This window comes from Luteimonas sp. A611 (genome assembly GCF_054072715.1).
This window is the reverse complement of sequence record NZ_JBSVRP010000004.1, coordinates 61,945-77,398: the sequence shown is the minus strand read 5'-3', so window position 1 is coordinate 77,398 and position 15,454 is coordinate 61,945. Positions and strand designations below refer to the sequence as shown.

Annotated in this window: 19 protein-coding genes; 13 read left to right on the top strand and 6 right to left on the bottom strand. The window is 70.9% G+C overall.

Going from position 1 to position 15,454, the window contains the following annotated elements; genetic code table 11:
* Positions 1 to 3: 3 nt before the first annotated feature.
* The 3 genes from hda to ACW5EG_RS15375 are packed head-to-tail and all read right to left on the bottom strand — an operon-like array spanning position 4 to position 3,009.
* Positions 4 to 717 carry a DnaA regulatory inactivator Hda gene (gene hda, locus ACW5EG_RS15385; protein WP_457020241.1) on the bottom strand — a complete coding sequence of 238 codons (714 nt, stop codon included), beginning with the start codon at positions 715 to 717 and terminating at the stop codon, positions 4 to 6.
* A gap of 6 nt (positions 718 to 723) precedes the next feature.
* A complete protein-coding gene (locus tag ACW5EG_RS15380; protein ID WP_457020242.1) occupies positions 724 to 1,935 on the bottom strand; it encodes an AI-2E family transporter in 1,212 nt (403 codons plus the stop codon).
* Between the two features lie 18 nt (positions 1,936 to 1,953).
* On the bottom strand, positions 1,954 to 3,009 hold the full coding sequence (locus tag ACW5EG_RS15375; RefSeq protein ID WP_457020243.1) for a DUF2066 domain-containing protein: 1,056 nt from the start codon (positions 3,007 to 3,009) through the stop codon (positions 1,954 to 1,956).
* Positions 3,010 to 3,070: 61 nt separating this feature from the next.
* Between ACW5EG_RS15375 and purM the strand changes: the two genes are divergently transcribed.
* Genes purM through ACW5EG_RS15355 form a run of 4 tightly spaced genes read left to right on the top strand, consistent with a single transcriptional unit; the run spans position 3,071 to position 6,505 of the window.
* Entirely contained in the window at positions 3,071 to 4,231 is a 1,161-nt protein-coding gene (gene purM / locus ACW5EG_RS15370) for a phosphoribosylformylglycinamidine cyclo-ligase (RefSeq protein ID WP_457022202.1), read from the top strand.
* Positions 4,232 to 4,261: 30 nt separating this feature from the next.
* Positions 4,262 to 5,002, top strand: coding sequence for a phosphoribosylglycinamide formyltransferase (purN, locus tag ACW5EG_RS15365; RefSeq protein WP_457020246.1), 741 nt, complete (start codon positions 4,262 to 4,264; stop codon positions 5,000 to 5,002).
* 10 nt (positions 5,003 to 5,012) lie between these two features.
* Entirely contained in the window at positions 5,013 to 5,780 is a 768-nt protein-coding gene (locus ACW5EG_RS15360) for a DUF3108 domain-containing protein (protein ID WP_457022200.1), read from the top strand.
* A gap of 2 nt (positions 5,781 to 5,782) precedes the next feature.
* Positions 5,783 to 6,505 carry a DUF3108 domain-containing protein gene (locus ACW5EG_RS15355; RefSeq protein WP_457020250.1) on the top strand — a complete coding sequence of 241 codons (723 nt, stop codon included), beginning with the start codon at positions 5,783 to 5,785 and terminating at the stop codon, positions 6,503 to 6,505.
* A 159-nt stretch (positions 6,506 to 6,664) separates the two neighbouring features.
* On the opposite strand, the gene ACW5EG_RS15350 is transcribed toward ACW5EG_RS15355, so the two are convergent.
* Genes ACW5EG_RS15350 through ACW5EG_RS15340 form a run of 3 tightly spaced genes read right to left on the bottom strand, consistent with a single transcriptional unit; the run spans position 6,665 to position 8,489 of the window.
* Complete coding sequence (locus tag ACW5EG_RS15350) at positions 6,665 to 6,991, bottom strand: EF-hand domain-containing protein (RefSeq protein ID WP_457020251.1); 327 nt, start codon at positions 6,989 to 6,991, stop codon at positions 6,665 to 6,667.
* 2 nt (positions 6,992 to 6,993) lie between these two features.
* Positions 6,994 to 8,253, bottom strand: coding sequence for a UDP-N-acetylglucosamine 1-carboxyvinyltransferase (gene murA / locus ACW5EG_RS15345; RefSeq protein WP_457020252.1), 1,260 nt, complete (start codon positions 8,251 to 8,253; stop codon positions 6,994 to 6,996).
* Entirely contained in the window at positions 8,253 to 8,489 is a 237-nt protein-coding gene (locus ACW5EG_RS15340) for a BolA family protein (RefSeq protein ID WP_457020253.1), read from the bottom strand. Before ACW5EG_RS15340 ends, murA begins: the two co-directional genes overlap by 1 nt.
* A 122-nt stretch (positions 8,490 to 8,611) precedes the next feature.
* Here ACW5EG_RS15340 and ACW5EG_RS15335 point away from each other — a divergent pair, with 122 nt between their 5' ends.
* The 9 genes from ACW5EG_RS15335 to hprK all read left to right on the top strand — a co-directional run bounded on the left by ACW5EG_RS15335 (position 8,612) and on the right by hprK (position 15,420).
* The gene (locus tag ACW5EG_RS15335; RefSeq protein ID WP_457022198.1) at positions 8,612 to 9,610 is read left to right on the top strand and encodes a KpsF/GutQ family sugar-phosphate isomerase; all 999 of its coding nucleotides are present in this window, start codon (positions 8,612 to 8,614) and stop codon (positions 9,608 to 9,610) included.
* Positions 9,611 to 9,693: 83 nt separating this feature from the next.
* Positions 9,694 to 10,239 carry a KdsC family phosphatase gene (locus ACW5EG_RS15330; protein ID WP_457020256.1) on the top strand — a complete coding sequence of 182 codons (546 nt, stop codon included), beginning with the start codon at positions 9,694 to 9,696 and terminating at the stop codon, positions 10,237 to 10,239.
* Entirely contained in the window at positions 10,236 to 10,796 is a 561-nt protein-coding gene (gene lptC / locus ACW5EG_RS15325) for an LPS export ABC transporter periplasmic protein LptC (RefSeq protein WP_457022196.1), read from the top strand. The genes ACW5EG_RS15330 and lptC overlap by 4 nt, the downstream gene beginning before the upstream one ends.
* Positions 10,777 to 11,316, top strand: a complete 540-nt coding sequence (gene lptA, locus ACW5EG_RS15320; protein WP_457020259.1) for a lipopolysaccharide transport periplasmic protein LptA — start codon at positions 10,777 to 10,779, stop codon at positions 11,314 to 11,316. Before lptC ends, lptA begins: the two co-directional genes overlap by 20 nt.
* A complete protein-coding gene (gene lptB, locus ACW5EG_RS15315) occupies positions 11,316 to 12,035 on the top strand; it encodes an LPS export ABC transporter ATP-binding protein (RefSeq protein ID WP_457020260.1) in 720 nt (239 codons plus the stop codon). The genes lptA and lptB overlap by 1 nt, the downstream gene beginning before the upstream one ends.
* Before the next feature lie 31 nt (positions 12,036 to 12,066).
* Positions 12,067 to 13,509 carry an RNA polymerase factor sigma-54 gene (locus ACW5EG_RS15310; RefSeq protein WP_457022194.1) on the top strand — a complete coding sequence of 481 codons (1,443 nt, stop codon included), beginning with the start codon at positions 12,067 to 12,069 and terminating at the stop codon, positions 13,507 to 13,509.
* Between the two features lie 127 nt (positions 13,510 to 13,636).
* Positions 13,637 to 13,963, top strand: a complete 327-nt coding sequence (hpf, locus tag ACW5EG_RS15305) for a ribosome hibernation-promoting factor, HPF/YfiA family (protein WP_457020263.1) — start codon at positions 13,637 to 13,639, stop codon at positions 13,961 to 13,963.
* A gap of 18 nt (positions 13,964 to 13,981) precedes the next feature.
* Positions 13,982 to 14,455 carry a PTS sugar transporter subunit IIA gene (locus tag ACW5EG_RS15300; protein WP_457022192.1) on the top strand — a complete coding sequence of 158 codons (474 nt, stop codon included), beginning with the start codon at positions 13,982 to 13,984 and terminating at the stop codon, positions 14,453 to 14,455.
* Positions 14,452 to 15,420: an HPr(Ser) kinase/phosphatase gene (hprK, locus tag ACW5EG_RS15295; RefSeq protein ID WP_457020267.1), complete on the top strand. Its 969-nt coding sequence runs from the start codon at positions 14,452 to 14,454 to the stop codon at positions 15,418 to 15,420. The genes ACW5EG_RS15300 and hprK overlap by 4 nt, the downstream gene beginning before the upstream one ends.
* Positions 15,421 to 15,454 lie beyond the last annotated feature (34 nt).

Sequence of the window (15,454 nt, the reverse complement as noted above, 5' to 3'; positions counted from 1 at the left end):
GCGTCAGCCCTGGCCCGACGCGCCCAGCACCTCGCGCAGGAACGGCACGGTGATGCGTCGTTGTGCGGCCAGCGAGGCGCGGTCGAGACGGTCGAGCAGGGCGGTCAGGCCGGACAGGTCGCGGTCGGCGTGGCGCAGCAGCCAGTCGATCGCGGCCGCGTCAACCTGCAGGCCGCGGCGCTGCGCGCGCAGGCGCAGCACTTCGCCACGGCCTTCATCGTCCAGCCGTTCGAGCACCAGGCGCGTGCACTGCCCCAGCCGCGAGCGCAGGTCGGGCAGCAGCAGCCCCAGCGCATCGGGCGTGGCGCGGGCGGTGTAGAGCACGCGCCGGCCGGCGTCATGCATGCGATTGTGGAAGTGGAACAGCGCGACCTCGTCGTCGCGGTTGCCGGCCACCGCCTCCACGCCATCCAGTGCGACCAGGTCGAGCGCGTGCAGCGACTCCAGCGCTTCGTCCAGGCGCCCGGCCGCGCTGGCCAGCGGCAGGTAGCCGGCGCGCTGCCCGGCGGCATCCGCTTCCGCGCAAGCCGCCAGGGCGAGATGGCTCTTGCCGGTGCCGGCGGGCCCGGCCAGCAGCAGCGCGCGGTCGCTACCGGTACCGGTGGCGAAGGCGCGCAGCTGCGCGACCAGCGAGGCGTCGCGCGCGTGGAAGGTCTCCAGGCGCTGGTCGGGCGGATAGCGCAACGCCAGCGGCAGCTGCGGCGAGGCGGCCTGCATCACCGTTCAGGCGCCGCGGTCGTCGCGGTCGCCGCGGCCGTCGGGGGCGTCGGGGGCGTCGCCGATGTCGTCCTCGAGCACGATGCCACCCGCCGAGCGCTGGCCTTCGAGCACGATCTTCGGACCGTCGCCCGCATACAGCCGGCTCTGCGTGTAGCGCTCGTGGGCGAAGCGCAGCAGCACGTTGCCCACCGCCGCCACCGGCAGCGCGATCAGCATGCCGACGAAGCCGAACAGCTGCCCACCAGCCATGATCGCGAAGATCACCGCCACCGGATGCAGGCCGATGCGGTCGCCGACGATGCGCGGGGTGAGGATGTAGCTCTCGATCAGCTGGCCGACGGTGAACACCACGCCCACCAGCACCAGCAGCTGCAGGTCGAAGCCCTGCGCCTGCACCAGCGCCGCGAGCACCGCCAGCACGATGCCGACGGCCGCGCCCAGATAGGGCACGAAGCTGATCAGGCCCGCGATGATGCCGATCAGCAGGCCGAGCTTGAGCCCCACGACCGACAGCCCGATCGCGTAGATCGCGCCCAGGGCCAGCATCACGATGAACTGGCCGCGCAGGAACGCGCCGAGCACCTCGTCGGACTCGCGCGCCAGCCGCGAGACCGTGTCGATGTGGTCGCGCGGGATCACCGCGGCCACCCGCTCGACCAGCAGGTCCCAGTCGCGCAGGAAGTAGAAGGTCAGGATCGGCACCAGCACGATGTTGATCATCCAGGCCACGAAGGCGAAGCCCGAGCTGGACAGGTAGCCGAATACCGTGGTCGCCACGCCGCCGGCCTCCGCCCAATGCGAGCGCACCAGCTCGATCAGCCGCTGCGGGTCGAGCCAAGTGGTGATCTCGATGCCGGTGCGCGCCTCCAGCCACGGCAACGCGGTCCGCATGAACCAGTCGCGGTACTCCGGCAGCGCATTGACCAGGGTCACCACCTGGTCCTCGATCATGGGCACCAGGATCAGCACCACCAGCACCACCAGCATCACCATCAGCACGAAGACCAGGGTCACCGCCACCGGTCGCGAGCGTCCGGATTCCTCGAGCCGGTCGACCAGCGGATCGCCCAGCCAACCCAGCAGGGCGGCCAGCACGAACGGAGTGAGGATCGGCCCCAGCAACGCGATCAGCCACAGCACCGCGAAGGCGACCAGGCCCCACTGCAGGCGCCTGAGGAAGCGCGCGATGTCGACGGTCGCGGGAGTGTCTTGCATCGGTGCGGCTCCGTAGGGTCAGCGCAGCAGGAAGACCGGCGCGGCCAGTTCGTCGCCGCCCTCGACCTCGAGCAGCACGGCCTCGTCGACCATGCGCCGGAAGCCGGCCATGCCGGTCAGCAGGTCCAGCTCGACCTCGAGGCGGTCGCCGCTGGCCAGCGTCGGACGGATTGCCCGCACCACCGACATGCGCTGCAGCGCGGCCGACAGCCGCAGGTAATCCCCGCCACCGCGCAGCCCGGTGAAGACGATGCGCTGCACCACCGGATCGGACGGGGCCGTGGCCTTTGCGTAGCGCTTGATCAGTGCGTCGGCCGCGCCGTCGGCGCCGGTGGCCATCAGCCGGCGGGCGTCGCCCTCCGACTCGGACCAGCGCGACAGCACGCGGCCGTTGTCGACGAAGATCCAGTCCGCCTTCCAGCCCGCTCCATCCCGGTAGAGCTTGCCGACCAGCTGCATCGGCGGGTTGTAGCGCGATGACAGCCGCGCGATGGCGGCCGTGTCGCCGCGCCAGATCGCAGCCGCCGCAGCCTGTTCGGCAGCACTGCCCGTAGGCAGGCCGAGACGGTAGCCGCGCTCGATCGCCCGCTGCAGCAGCGGCCGCGCCGCGTTGCTCTGCTGCAGGCCGACCAGGCGCGGACCCTTGCCGTCATCGATCGCCAGCCACACCACCGGCTTGGGCCGCGGCTGCGGCCACACCGGCAGGCCAAGCGCTGCGGCGAGGGCATCGATTGCCTCGGGCACGAAGCGCACCACCAGCATGGTGCGGAAGCTCGGCGCGCCGCTGGCGCCGATGCTCTCGTCCTGGCGGTAGTCGAAACCGTCGACGTAGTCGGCCGCGCGGCGCAGTTCCTGGGCCACGCCGGGGCGGCTGGTGATGCTGCGATCGCCGGACAGCTTGGCGAACACCTGCGCCAGCGCGCGCGCCTGGCCGGCCGTGCGCTCGGCCTCGGCCTGGGTGCGCACCGGCACCTCCGCCTCGTACAGGCCTTCCGCGTTGGCGCGGTCGCCCTCCACGCGCTGCGCAGCCGCGGGCGCCGCCAGCAGCAGCGCCAGCCCGACCCACCCGATCATCCACGCACCCCGCACAGCCAATCGCATCCGACAATCCTTCACCGCAGCCCAGCGTTGCGAAATGGTGCCACAAAGCCCCTGCACGGTTGCCCCCGCCCTCCCGCCGGGGCCGGCCGAGCCGCCCCCGGCTGCTAGAATCGCGGGCCGCCCGGCCGAGCTGCGCACCGTGACCACCCCTCCCCCTGCCTCCCCCGGCCTGACCTACCGCGACGCCGGCGTCGACATCGACGCGGGCAACGAAGTCGTCGAACGCATCAAACCGCTGGTCAGGCGCAGCTTCCGGCCCGAGGTGATGGGCGGGCTGGGCGGATTCGGCGCGCTGTTCGACCTGTCGGGCAAGTACCGTGAACCGGTGCTGGTCTCGGGCACCGACGGCGTGGGCACCAAGCTCAAGCTGGCCCAGCAGCTGGGCCGCCACGACACCATCGGCATCGACCTGGTCGGCATGTGCGTCAACGACGTGCTGGTGCAGGGCGCCGAACCGCTGTTCTTCCTCGACTACTTCGCCACCGGCAAGCTCGACGTGGACACCACGGTCGCCGTGGTGGGCGGCATCGCCAGGGGCTGCGAGCTGTCGGGTTGCGCGCTGATCGGCGGCGAAACGGCGGAAATGCCGGACATGTATCCCCCGGGCGAGTACGACCTGGCCGGCTTCTGCGTGGCTGCGGTGGAGAAGTCCGAGCTGCGCGACGGCGCCTCGGTGCGCGAAGGCGACGTGCTGGTCGGGATCGCCTCCAGCGGCCCGCACTCCAACGGCTATTCGCTGATCCGGCGCATCTACGACCGCGCCGGGCGCCCGGATTCGCTCGACGTCGGCGGCGTGAGCCTGGCCGACGCGCTGATGGCGCCGACCCGCCTGTACGTCAAGCCGATCCTGGAACTGCTGCGCGGCGCGCACGGCCCGGCCGTCCACGCCATGGCCCACATCACCGGCGGCGGCCTGACCGAGAACATCGTGCGGGTGGTGCCGGACGGGCTGGGCGTGGACATCGATGCCGCGTCCTGGACCCTGCCGCCGGTGTTCGAGTGGCTGCAGCGCGAGGGCAACGTCGCGCGCGAGGAAATGTGGCGCACCTTCAACTGCGGCATCGGCTTCGTGCTGCTGGTCGATCGCGACGCCGTGGCCGCGCTGGGCGGCGAACTGGCGCGGCTGGGGCTGGCGCACTGGCGCATCGGCGAGGTCGTCGCCGCACGCGACGACGGACGCGTGCGCATCGGCTGAGCGCGGGGAATGGGGAACCACGAGCAGGGAATGGCCCCGCGCGCCGCCGCGTCCGCGGACGCCGGTACGGGCGCTGCGCAGGCGGCGGGCGTTCCTGCGCCAGCCGCCCATCGCTCCGCGCCGCTGCGCCTGGCCGTACTCGCCTCCGGCCGTGGCAGCAACCTGCAGGCGATCCTCGACGCCATCGCCGTCGGCGCGCTGAACGCCACGGTCGTGGGCGCGTTCTCCGACCGCCCCCGTGCCGCCGCGCTGCAGCGCGCGCGTGATGCCGGCGCGCACGCGCAGGCGCTGTCGCCGCGCGACTTCGCCTCGCGCGCGGAATTCGACCAGGCGCTGTTCCAGGCGGTGGACGCGGTCGCGCCCGACCTGATCGTCTGCGCCGGCTACATGCGCCTCATCGACGCCTGCGCGATCGCGCCCCGGCCCGGCCGCATCGTCAACATCCATCCGTCCCTGCTGCCCGCATTCAAGGGCCTGCACACGCACCGGCAGGCGCTGGCGGCCGGCGTGTCCGAGCACGGTGCGAGCGTGCATTTCGTCACCGCCGACCTGGACGGCGGCCCGGTGATCGCGCAGGCGCGCGTGCCGGTGCTGCCTGGCGACGACGAGGACGCGCTTTCCGCGCGCGTGCTGGTGCGCGAACACCCGCTGCTGCTGGCCACGCTGCGGCTGTTCGCCGATCGCGACGTCATGCTGCGTGAAGACAGCGTCCATATCCGGGGTGAACGGACCGCGCCGCTTCAGCTGTCGTCCAATAACGCCTTTGCATGATGTCGGGCCAATGCGCCTGAACCCCTCCATCGTTGCCCTCGCCACCAGCGCCCTGCTCTGCGTCGCCGTGTCCGGCCGCGCGGCCGCCCAGTCGCCTGTGCCCGACCCGGCGACCGGCGATCACGCGCTGCAGCCGTTCGTGGCGAGCTACGAGGCCTGGTACGAAGGCAAGCCCGCCGGCACCGCGACCATGCGCCTTGTGCGTGATGACCCGGCATCACGCTGGCGCGTCGACCTCGGGATCCGCGGCAACCGGGGCCTGGCCGGCATCGTCCGGCTGAACCTCGAGCAGAGCACGGTGTTCGACGTGGCCAACGACATCTATCGTCCGCTGTCGCAGAGCACGGTGCGCAAGGCGCTTTTGTTCGACCGCAGGATCACCGGCACCTACGACTGGCGCAGCAACACCGCGCAGTGGATCGGCGACATCAAGAAGGAGCGTCGCGAACCGGCGGCGATCCAGTACGGTGACATGAGCGGCCTGCTGATCAATCTGGCCGTGATCCGCGACGCCGAGCCCGGCAAGGCCCTGCACTACCGTTTCGTGGACGGCGGGCGGGTACGCGACCATGCGTACCGCGTCGCCGACCAGACCGAGCCGGTGACCGTTTCGGAGCTGCGCTACGAGGCCATGCGCGTGGAGCGCACCAATGGCGGCAACGACGAAACCATCTTCTGGATTGCCGACGGCGTACCAACGCCGGTGCGCATCCTCCAGCGGGAGAACGGCGAGGATGCCGTCGACCTGCGCCTGATCGAATACCAGGGAATACAATGACCATGAAGACCACGACCATGTTCCGGCGCCCGCTCCAGGCCGCCGCCTGCGCGTTCGTGTTGGCCGTCGCCGGCGCGCCGGTGGCCGCCTCCGCAGTCGAACCGTTCAGCGCCGACTACAGCGCCAACTACATGGGCATGCAGGCCAACGGTCGCATGACCCTGGCCCCGGCAGGCAATGACCGCTGGAAGTACAGCCTGGAAGTGAGCGGCGCGGGCGCGCGCATGGCGCAGAGCACGGTGTTCGAAGCGGACGGCGACCAGTGGCGTCCACTCTCCGGCAACGATTCCCAGGGTGGCGAATCGGGCCTTGCGGCGATGCTGGTGAAGAAGCGCTCGGTCGACGCGACCTACGACTGGGCCAGCGGGCAGGCCACGTGGGACGGCGACGTCAAGGACGACCGGCGCGGGCCGGTGAAGCTCCAGGCTGGCGACGTCGACGGCATGCTGCTCAACCTCGCGCTGGTGCGCGATTTCAAGGCCGGCAGGGACCTGAGCTACCGGCTGGTCGAGGACGGTCGCGTGCGCCGTCGCGTCTTCCAGCCGGCAGGCACCGAACAGGTCACGGTCGGTGGCAAGAGCCACAAGGCCACCAAGGTGGCCTGGACGGACGACGACCGCAGCATCACCGCATGGATCGTGGATGGACTGCCGGTTCCCGCCCGAATCCTGCAGCAGCGCGGTGGCCGCGACCACATCGACCTGAAGCTGCAGTCGGTGCGCTGACGGCGGCCTGATCATCGCACCTGGTCATCCCGTAACGAACCTGGTCATCCCGAACGAAGTGAGGGATCCCCGGGCAGGAGCAGATCCCTCACTCCGTTCGGGATGACAGCTTGTGCAGCCGGCACTTCGTTCCGGCTGACGATTCGCGCGGGCCGTCTGCTACTCCGCGGCTTCCGCGTCCTGCTTGCCGAACTCCACGCGGCATTCCACCCGGAACGGCGCTTGGCGATCGCGCAGGCGCGCGTAGTGCCGGCAGGTGCGCAGGCCCTCGCGGGTTTCCTGGATGGCGATGATGGTGTAGCCCTGCAGGATCTCGTCGCGGGTGGCCACGCCGTCGTCGTTCCAGTCCATCTCGCGCGGCTGGGTGCCGTTGAAGCCGGCGATGCCCATCAGGCGCAGCGCAAACATCGTTGCAAGCAACAACAGCACCGCCGCCAGCAGCGCCTTGCGGCGTGGCGAGAAGCGGCTGCGGGATCGCGCGCGCATGCTCAGGACACCCGCCGGATCCGCGCGCCCAGCCCCGACAGCTTGCGCTCGATGTGCTCGTAGCCGCGGTCCAGGTGGTAGATGCGGTCGATCGTGGTCTCGCCCTCGGCCACCAGGCCGGCCAGGATCAGCGACGCCGAGGCGCGCAGGTCGGTCGCCATCACCGGTGCGCCACTCAGCCGCGGCACGCCCGTCACCGTGGCGCGGTTGCCCTCGATGTGGATGTCCGCGCCCAGGCGCATCAGCTCGTTGACGTGCATGAAGCGGTTCTCGAAGATCCGCTCGTCGATGGTGGCGACGCCCTCGGCGATGCAGTCCAGCGCCATGAACTGCGCCTGCATGTCGGTCGGGAAACCCGGGTGCGGCTCGGTGACGATGTCCACCGCCCGCGGCCTGCGGCCGTGCATGTCCACCGTGATGCGGTCGTTCACCACGGTCACCTCGGCGCCGGCCTCGGCCAGCTTGTGCAGCACCGCCCCAAGCGTATCGGCGCGCGCATGCGTGGCGGTGACGCGGCCGCCGGTGATCGCGCCGGCGACGAGGAAGGTGCCGGTCTCGATGCGGTCGGCGATCACCTCGTGGCGCGCGCCGTGCAGGCGGTCGACGCCGTGCACGGTGATGCGCGAGGTGCCCGCACCCTCGATGCGCGCGCCCATCTTCACCAGGCAGTCGGCCAGGTCGACGATCTCCGGCTCGCACGCGGCGTTGTCGATGGTGGTGGTGCCGTCGGCCAGGGTCGCGGCCATCAGCACGTTCTCGGTGGCGCCGACGCTGACCATTTCGAAATCGACGTGGCCGCCGCGCAGGCGCCCCGCGCGCGCCTTGATGAAGCCGTGTTCGACCACGATCTCCGCGCCCAGCGCCTCGAGCGCCTTGATGTGCAGGTCGACCGGCCGGGAGCCTATCGCGCAGCCGCCCGGCAGCGACACCTCGGCCGCGCCATGGCGCGCCAGCAGCGGCCCGAGCACCAGCACCGAGGCGCGCATGGTGCGGACCAGTTCGTAGGGCGCGAGGTGGCTGTCGACCGTGGACGGATCGACGCGGACGATGCCCGCGGCGATGTCGTGGCCGATGCCCGCGCCCAGTCCGCCGAGCAGGCGCGCGGTGGTGCGCACGTCATGCAGGTGCGGCACGTTGGCGATCTCCACCGGCGCGTCTGCCAGCAGGGTCGCACACAGGATCGGCAGCACCGCGTTCTTGGCGCCGGAAATGCGGACTTCCCCGTTCAGCGCGACGCCGCCTTCAACGATGATCCTGTCCATCAGCCGCGCGCCGCCTCGTCCGGGGTCTGGGTCTTGAGCGCCAGGGCGTGGATCTCGCCGCCCATGCGCTCGCCGAGGGTGGCGTAGACCATGCGGTGGCGGGCCAGCGGCAGCTTGCCGGCGAAGGCGTCGGAGACGACCAGCGCCTCGAAGTGGACACCGTCGTCGCCGGACACTTCGACACGGGCACCGGGCAGGCCCTGCTGGATCAGATCGCGGATGAAATCGGGGGTCACGGGGGGATTCCTGCTGAAGCGCGCATGAGCCGGGCACGCGCGCCAGCCAGGTGGCGGACCATTCGCGCCGGCAAGCGCCTAAAATGAACGGCTTAGATTATCGGAAAGACCGGCCACCGGATATGGCAGTGCACCCCACACCCTCGCCCGCAGCACCCGATTTCGCCGCCAGCGGGCGTCGCGTGTTCGAGGTCGAAGGCCGCGGCCTGGAGGCCGTCGCCGCGCGCATCGACGGCGCGTTTTCCAGCGCCTGCACGCTGGTGTTGGGCGCTTCGGGGCGGGTGGTCTGCACCGGCATGGGCAAGTCCGGCCACGTCGCGCGCAAGATCGCCGCGACCCTGGCCTCGACCGGTACCCCGGCGTTCTACATGCACCCGGGCGAGGCCGGCCATGGCGACCTGGGCATGGTGACCGACGCCGATGTCGTGCTGGTGGTGTCCTACTCGGGCGAGTCCGACGAGATCCTGATGCTGCTGCCCACCCTCAAGCGCCAGGGCAACCGGCTGCTGGCGATGACCGGACGCCCCCGCTCCACCCTCGCCCAGGCCGCCGACGTGCACCTGGACGTGAGCGTGCCCGACGAGGCCTGCCCGCTGCACCTGGCGCCGACCGCGAGCACCACCGCGACGATGGCGATGGGCGATGCGCTGGCGGTCGCCTTGCTGGAGGCGCGCGGCTTCACCGCCGACGACTTCGCCCGCTCGCACCCGGCCGGCGCGCTGGGCCGGCGCCTGCTGCTGCACATCGCCGACGTGATGCACACCGGCGACGACGTGCCACGCGTACCCGGCGATGCCTCGCTCGGCGATGCGCTGCTGGAGATGAGCCGCAAGCGGCTGGGCGTGACCGCGGTGGTCGATGCCGACGGCGTGCTGCTCGGCCTCTACACCGATGGTGACCTGCGTCGCACGCTCGGCGACCGCAGCGTCGACGTGCACGCCACCGCCATCGCCGACGTGATGACCCGCGACCCGGTGACCATCGACAGCGACGCGCTTGCCGTCGAGGCGGCACGGCTGATGGAAACCCGCAAGATCAACGCGCTGCTGGTGCTCGATGCGCAGCGGCGCGTGGTCGGTGCGCTGAACGTGCACGACCTGCTGCGGGCGCGTGTGGTGTGATCGCGGCTGCAGCGTGGTTCGCGGCCGGTAAAGCTCGCACCCTGTTTCCTGTCCAGGTTCCTTCCTGTCATCCGAGGTGAGACGTGCCCCACGACCGTCCCGAATATCCCGCCGAACTCGTTGAACGCGCCGCCCGGATCCGGCTGGCCTGCTTCGACGTGGACGGCACGCTGACCGACGGACGGCTTTGGTTCGACGAGGACGGCCGCGAGTCCAAGGCCTTCAACGTGCTCGACGGCCAGGGACTGATGCAGCTGCGCAAGGCCGGCGTCACTGTGGCCTTCGTCACCGCCCGCAACAGCCTGGTGGCGGCCAACCGCGCGCGTGAACTCGGCGCCGAACCGCACGTGGACGTGCACGACAAGGTCGCCTGCGTCGAGGAGATCCGGACCCGCCTGGGGCTGGCGCGCGAGGAGGTCGCCTTCATGGGCGACGACCTGCCCGATCTCACCGTGCTGCGCATCGCCGGCTTCGCGGTGGCCCCGGCCAGCGTGCACCACTGGATCCGCGACCAGGTGCACTGGGTGACGCCCTCGCGCGGCGGCGAAGGCGCCGCCCGCGAGCTGTGCGACCTGATCCTGCATGCCCAGGGCCGCGTCGCGGCGCTGCTCGAGGACCGCCAGGGATGAACTGGCGGCTGTGGCTCATCCTGGCCCTGCTCGCCGGCGCGCTGCTGAGCGGCTGGTTCGCATGGCACGGGGACGGCCCCGATGTGGAGGAGGCGGAGGAAACCGTCCGCTCCGACTACATCCTGCGCGACTTCGAGGTGGTCACGCTCGACAGCAGCGGGCAGGAGACCTTCTCGCTGCGTGCGCCCGAACTGCAGCAGACCCCCGGCGCACGCACGCTCGAACTGGTCACGCCGCTGTTCCTGATGCCCGACCAGCACGGCAGCCGCTGGGAAGTGCGCTCGAAGACCGGCTGGGTCAACGAGAAGAGCACCCTGGTGCAGCTGCGCGGCGACGTCGTGGCAGACAGCCCGATGGGCGCCACCCGGCCCACCGTGGTCCGGACCGAACAGATGGACGTCTACCCGGAGGAAAACCGGGCCACGTCCGAGACCGTCGTGACCATCACTACCCCCGGCACTACAATGCGCGGTACCGGAATGGAGGCCGACCTGGCCAGCAAGCGCATCCAGCTCCTGTCCAAGGTGAGCCTGAACAATGACCCCACACGCCGCTAGATTGGCCATCTGCCTGGTTGCCGTCGCCTGCATCGGCGCCGCACACGGCAAGTCCACCGACCGCCAGCAGACCATGCAGGTGCAGGCCAACCGGAGCGATTGCACCGTCACCGACACCGGGCCCTGCGTGCTGACCGGCGCGGTCCACATCGTCCAGGGTTCGCTGGTGATCGACGCCGCGCGCGCCGACCTGCGCCAGGGCGACGGCGAGATCCGCGCCGCCAAGCTCACCGGTTCGCCGGTGCGCCTGAAGCAGGCGATGGACAACGGCGGCACCATGAACGCCTCCGCCGCCCAGGTCGATTACGACCTGCAGCAGGACACGGTGGTATTCACCGGCGGCGCCGTTGTGCAGCAGCCGGGCCGCGGCAGCATCGCCGGCGAGCGCATCGTCTACAACATGCGCACCGGCCAGGTGCAGGGCGGCGGCGGCAGCGAAGGCGGGCGCGTGACCCTGCAGTTCGAGCCGCGCAACCGCCCGCCGGCCAGCGCCACGCCCGTCGACGGGAAAGGCGACTGATGCTGGTCGCCGAAGGGCTGCGCAAGCGCTACGGCAAGCGCGAGGTCGTGAGCGACTTCGGGCTGACCCTGGACGCGGGCGAGGTGGTGGGGTTGCTCGGCCCCAACGGCGCCGGCAAGACGACCTGCTTCTACATGATCGTGGGCCTGGTGCCGGCCGACGAGGGCCGGATCGTGCTCGACGGCCACGACATCACCGCAGAGCCGATGCACCTGCGCGCGCGCCGCGGCGTCGGCTACCTGCCGCAGGAACCATCGGTGTTCCGCAAGCTCAGCGTGGCCGACAACATCATGCTGGTGCTGGAGCTGCGCGAGGACCTGGACCGCGCCGGGCGCAGGAAGGAGCTCGACAGCCTGCTCGACGAACTGCAGGTGACCCATGTCGCCGACCAGATCGGCGCCAGCCTGTCCGGCGGCGAGCGGCGGCGCGTGGAGATCGCGCGCGCGCTGGCGGCCCGTCCGCGCCTGATCCTGCTCGATGAACCCTTCGCCGGCGTCGACCCGATCTCGGTCGGCGAGATCCAGCGCATCGTCGAGCATCTCAAGCAACGCGGCATCGGCGTGCTGATCACCGACCACAACGTGCGCGAGACCTTGGGCATTTGCGACCGGGCGTATATCCTCAACGAAGGAAGTGTGCTCGCGCAGGGGGCTCCGGACATGCTCCTCGCCAATCCAGACGTGCGCCGGGTCTATCTCGGGGAATCCTTCCGCCTGTAGCCGTGCACGTCGTCCAGGGGATCCACGGACGATGAAGCCGCGCCTCCAGACATCGCTGGGTCAACAGCTGATCCTGACGCCACAGCTGCGCCAGGCGCTGCACCTGCTGCAGCTGCCTGTGATCGAGCTGGAAGCCGAAATCGCGGCCGCGGTCGAGAGCAATCCCCTGCTCGACTGGGCCGAAGACGCCGCGCCAGCCGCCACCGACGACAAGGACGAGGCCTCCGCCAGCGGCGAGGCGGGCCCCGCTCCCGCTGCCTCCGACGATGCGGGCGAGCAGGAGTCCGCGATCGACTGGCCCGACAGCGGCAGCTTCGAATACAGCGCCGGCAGCGGCCGCGGTGGCGAGGACGACGAGGGCGATGCGGCCAGCCGCATGGCGGAATCGGAAACCCTGCACGGCCACCTGGCCTGGCAGCTGCACCTGAGCCATCTCTCCCCGCGCGATGTCCGCATCGGCGCCGTCCTGATCGACGCGATCGACGACGACGGCTACCTGCGTGCGCCGTTCACCGAGATCGCCGCGGCCATGCATCCCGAGCCGGCACCCGGCGACGACGAGATCCTCGCCGTGCTGCGCCAGGTGCAGCGCATGGACCCGGTTGGCGTGGGCGCCCGTGACCTGTCCGAATGCCTGTGCATCCAGCTCGACACCCTGCCTGCCGACACCCCCGGCCGCACGCTGGCGCTGCGCGTCGCCGCCACCCTGATCGACCGCCTGCCTCGGCTCGGCGTCCCCGGCGTGTGCGAACAACTGGGCTGCAGCACCGCCGAGGCCGAGACCGCGCTGGCGCTGCTGCGTTCGCTCGACCCGCGCCCCGGCTCGCAGATCGGCGACGTGCCCGCGGACAACTACGTGGTCCCGGACTGCGTGATCGTGCGTCGCAACGGGGTCTGGCTGGCGATGCTGGCCAACGGCTCGATGCCGCGGCTGACCATCCACCAGGCCTACGAGCGCATGATCAAGCACGCCAGCGGCGAGGATGCGGGCTACCTGCGCGGGCGCCTGCAGGAGGCGCGCTGGCTGCTCAAGAACCTCGAGGCGCGCGGCGAGACCCTGCTCAAGGTGGTGCGCTGCCTGATCCACCAGCAGTCGGGGTTCCTGGAATTCGGCGCGCGCGCGCTGCGGCCGCTGACCCTGCGCGCGGTCGCCGCCGAGATCGGGATGCACGAATCGACGGTGTCGCGCGCGGTGGCGCGCAAGTACGTGCACACCCCGCGCGGCACCATCGCGCTGCGCGACTTTTTCGCGTCGGGGATCGAGACCGGCGGCGGCGGCGAGGCCTCGAGCGTGGCCATCCAGCAGATGATCCGCGTCCTGATCGAGGCCGAGGATCCGCGCAAGCCGCTGTCGGACGCGCGCCTGGCCGAGTCGCTCAAGGCCGCAGGCGTGCCGGTGGCGCGCCGCACCGTGGCCAAGTACCGCGAAGCCCTGCACATCGGCGCTTCGCACGAGCGCGTGAGGATCCATTGAAGCCCTTCTGCGACACCGTGTCCATGATCCTGTCGGTCGCCGCGCGCGGGACGCTGCGTTAACCTGTCTTCAACCCGCGGCAACCCGCTTTGGGCCATGCTGGGGTTCCACAGACAGGAGGCAGCCAATGCAGATCCAGACCTACGGCCACGACGTCGAAGTGACCCCGGCCCTGCGCGAATATGTGGAAACCAAGCTCGAGCGGCTCGGGCGTCACGTCGAGCGTCCGTTCGAGGTGCGCGTGCAGCTCTGCCTGGACAAGCCCAACCACAAGGCCGAAGCCAACCTCATCCTGGCCGGCAAGGCCCTGCACGCCGACGCCAGCGCGATCGACATGTATGCCGCGATCGACCTGCTGGCCGACAAGCTCGACCGACTGCTGCTCAAGCACCACAAGAAGCAGAACGACCACCACCGCGGCGCCAGCGCCGCGCGCGACGGCAGCTTCGGCTGACCCCCGGCAGAGACCGGCATGCCCTGGACCGACCTGCTCAGCGCGGGGCGCATCGTGGTGCTGGATGATCCCGGCACCCGTGAGCAGGTGCTCGACGCCGCCGCGCGCCTGCTCTCCGGCGGATCGCCCGAACAGGCGCGCGAGCTGGCCGAGGCGCTGCATCGGCGCGAGCAGGTGGCCAGCACCGCGATCGGGCACGGCGTCGCCATCCCGCATGCGCGCAGCGACAGCCTGCACGGGCGCGGCGCGTTCCTGCGGCTCGGGCGCGCGGTCGACTTCGGCGCGCGCGATGGCATGCCGGTCGACCTGGTGTTCGCGATGACCGCCAGCGACGACCGCCCGGAGCTGCACCTGGAGCACCTGGCCGGCGTGGCCGAGCGCCTGGCCGACCCGGAATTCCGCGCGCGCCTGCGCGAGGCCCGCAACGTGGCGCAGTTGCGCAAACTGCTGCTGCCCCCGCCAGTGGCGCACCGCGCGGCCGGAGCCCGATGAACCAGAGCCTCTCCGCCAGCGAACTGTTCGCCCAGCAGCACGAGCGCCTCGGGTTGCGCTGGGTGGCCGGCCAGGCCGGCCAGTCGCGGCTGCTGGAGTCGGTGGAAACCAATGCACGGCGGCCCTCGCTGGCCGGCTACCTCAACATCATCTATCCCAACAAGGTGCAGATCCTGGGCACCGAGGAACTGTCCTGGCTGGATGGCCTGGATTCGCGCCTGCGCTGGGAAACCATCGAACGGGTGATGCAGTACCGGCCGCTGGCGCTGGTGATCGGCAAGGGCCAGTCCTGCCCCGAAGACCTGCGCGAGGCCGCCGAGGAATCGCAGACGCCGCTGTGGATTTCGCCGCGCCGCGGCCACGAACTGCTCAACCACCTGCAGTACCACATGGCGCGCGCCCTGGCGCCGCGGGTGACCCTGCACGGCGTGTTCATGGAGGTCTACTCGATCGGGGTGCTGATCACCGGCGAGTCCGGATCGGGCAAGAGCGAGCTGGCGCTGGAGCTGATCAGCCGCGGCCACCGGCTGGTTGCCGACGATGCGCCCGAGTTCACCCAGATCGCGCCGGACGTGCTCGACGGCACCTGCCCGGAGCTGCTGCAGGACCTGCTGGAGCTGCGTGGCCTGGGCGTGCTCAACATCCGCCAGATGTTCGGCGACACCGCAGTCAAGCGGAACAAGTACCTGCGCCTGATCGTGCACCTGGCCCGGCCGGGCGCCGAACCGCAGCCGCACGAGGACGGCATGGTGCGCCTCACCGGCGACCTCGGCCTGCGCCGCGTGCTCGACCTGGACGTGCCGATGATCACCCTGCCGGTGATGCCGGGCCGCAACCTCGCGGTGCTGACCGAGGCGGCGACGCGCACGCATATCCTGCGCGCGAAGGGCATCGACCCGGCCGCGGCCTTCCTGGCGCGGCACTCGCATTTCCTGGAAAGCGGCGAGGAGCCGGTCCTGCCATGAGCGCACCGGCGCAGCCCACCAGGCACGAGGACGC

Bases quoted from the DNA above. Each gene is read 5' to 3' on its own strand.
- hda (WP_457020241.1), bottom strand. From the start codon at position 717: ATGCAGGCCGCCTCGCCGCAGCTGCCGCTGGCGTTGCGCTATCCGCCC.
- ACW5EG_RS15380 (WP_457020242.1), bottom strand. From the start codon at position 1,935: ATGCAAGACACTCCCGCGACCGTCGACATCGCGCGCTTCCTCAGGCGC.
- ACW5EG_RS15375 (WP_457020243.1), bottom strand. From the start codon at position 3,009: ATGATCGGGTGGGTCGGGCTGGCGCTGCTGCTGGCGGCGCCCGCGGCT.
- purM (WP_457022202.1), top strand. From the start codon at position 3,071: ATGGTGCCACAAAGCCCCTGCACGGTTGCCCCCGCCCTCCCGCCGGGG.
- purN (WP_457020246.1), top strand. From the start codon at position 4,262: ATGGCCCCGCGCGCCGCCGCGTCCGCGGACGCCGGTACGGGCGCTGCG.
- ACW5EG_RS15360 (WP_457022200.1), top strand. From the start codon at position 5,013: ATGCGCCTGAACCCCTCCATCGTTGCCCTCGCCACCAGCGCCCTGCTC.
- ACW5EG_RS15355 (WP_457020250.1), top strand. From the start codon at position 5,783: ATGAAGACCACGACCATGTTCCGGCGCCCGCTCCAGGCCGCCGCCTGC.
- ACW5EG_RS15350 (WP_457020251.1), bottom strand. From the start codon at position 6,991: ATGCGCGCGCGATCCCGCAGCCGCTTCTCGCCACGCCGCAAGGCGCTG.
- murA (WP_457020252.1), bottom strand. From the start codon at position 8,253: ATGGACAGGATCATCGTTGAAGGCGGCGTCGCGCTGAACGGGGAAGTC.
- ACW5EG_RS15335 (WP_457022198.1), top strand. From the start codon at position 8,612: ATGGCAGTGCACCCCACACCCTCGCCCGCAGCACCCGATTTCGCCGCC.
- lptC (WP_457022196.1), top strand. From the start codon at position 10,236: ATGAACTGGCGGCTGTGGCTCATCCTGGCCCTGCTCGCCGGCGCGCTG.
- lptA (WP_457020259.1), top strand. From the start codon at position 10,777: ATGACCCCACACGCCGCTAGATTGGCCATCTGCCTGGTTGCCGTCGCC.
- lptB (WP_457020260.1), top strand. From the start codon at position 11,316: ATGCTGGTCGCCGAAGGGCTGCGCAAGCGCTACGGCAAGCGCGAGGTC.
- ACW5EG_RS15310 (WP_457022194.1), top strand. From the start codon at position 12,067: ATGAAGCCGCGCCTCCAGACATCGCTGGGTCAACAGCTGATCCTGACG.
- hpf (WP_457020263.1), top strand. From the start codon at position 13,637: ATGCAGATCCAGACCTACGGCCACGACGTCGAAGTGACCCCGGCCCTG.
- ACW5EG_RS15300 (WP_457022192.1), top strand. From the start codon at position 13,982: ATGCCCTGGACCGACCTGCTCAGCGCGGGGCGCATCGTGGTGCTGGAT.
- hprK (WP_457020267.1), top strand. From the start codon at position 14,452: ATGAACCAGAGCCTCTCCGCCAGCGAACTGTTCGCCCAGCAGCACGAG.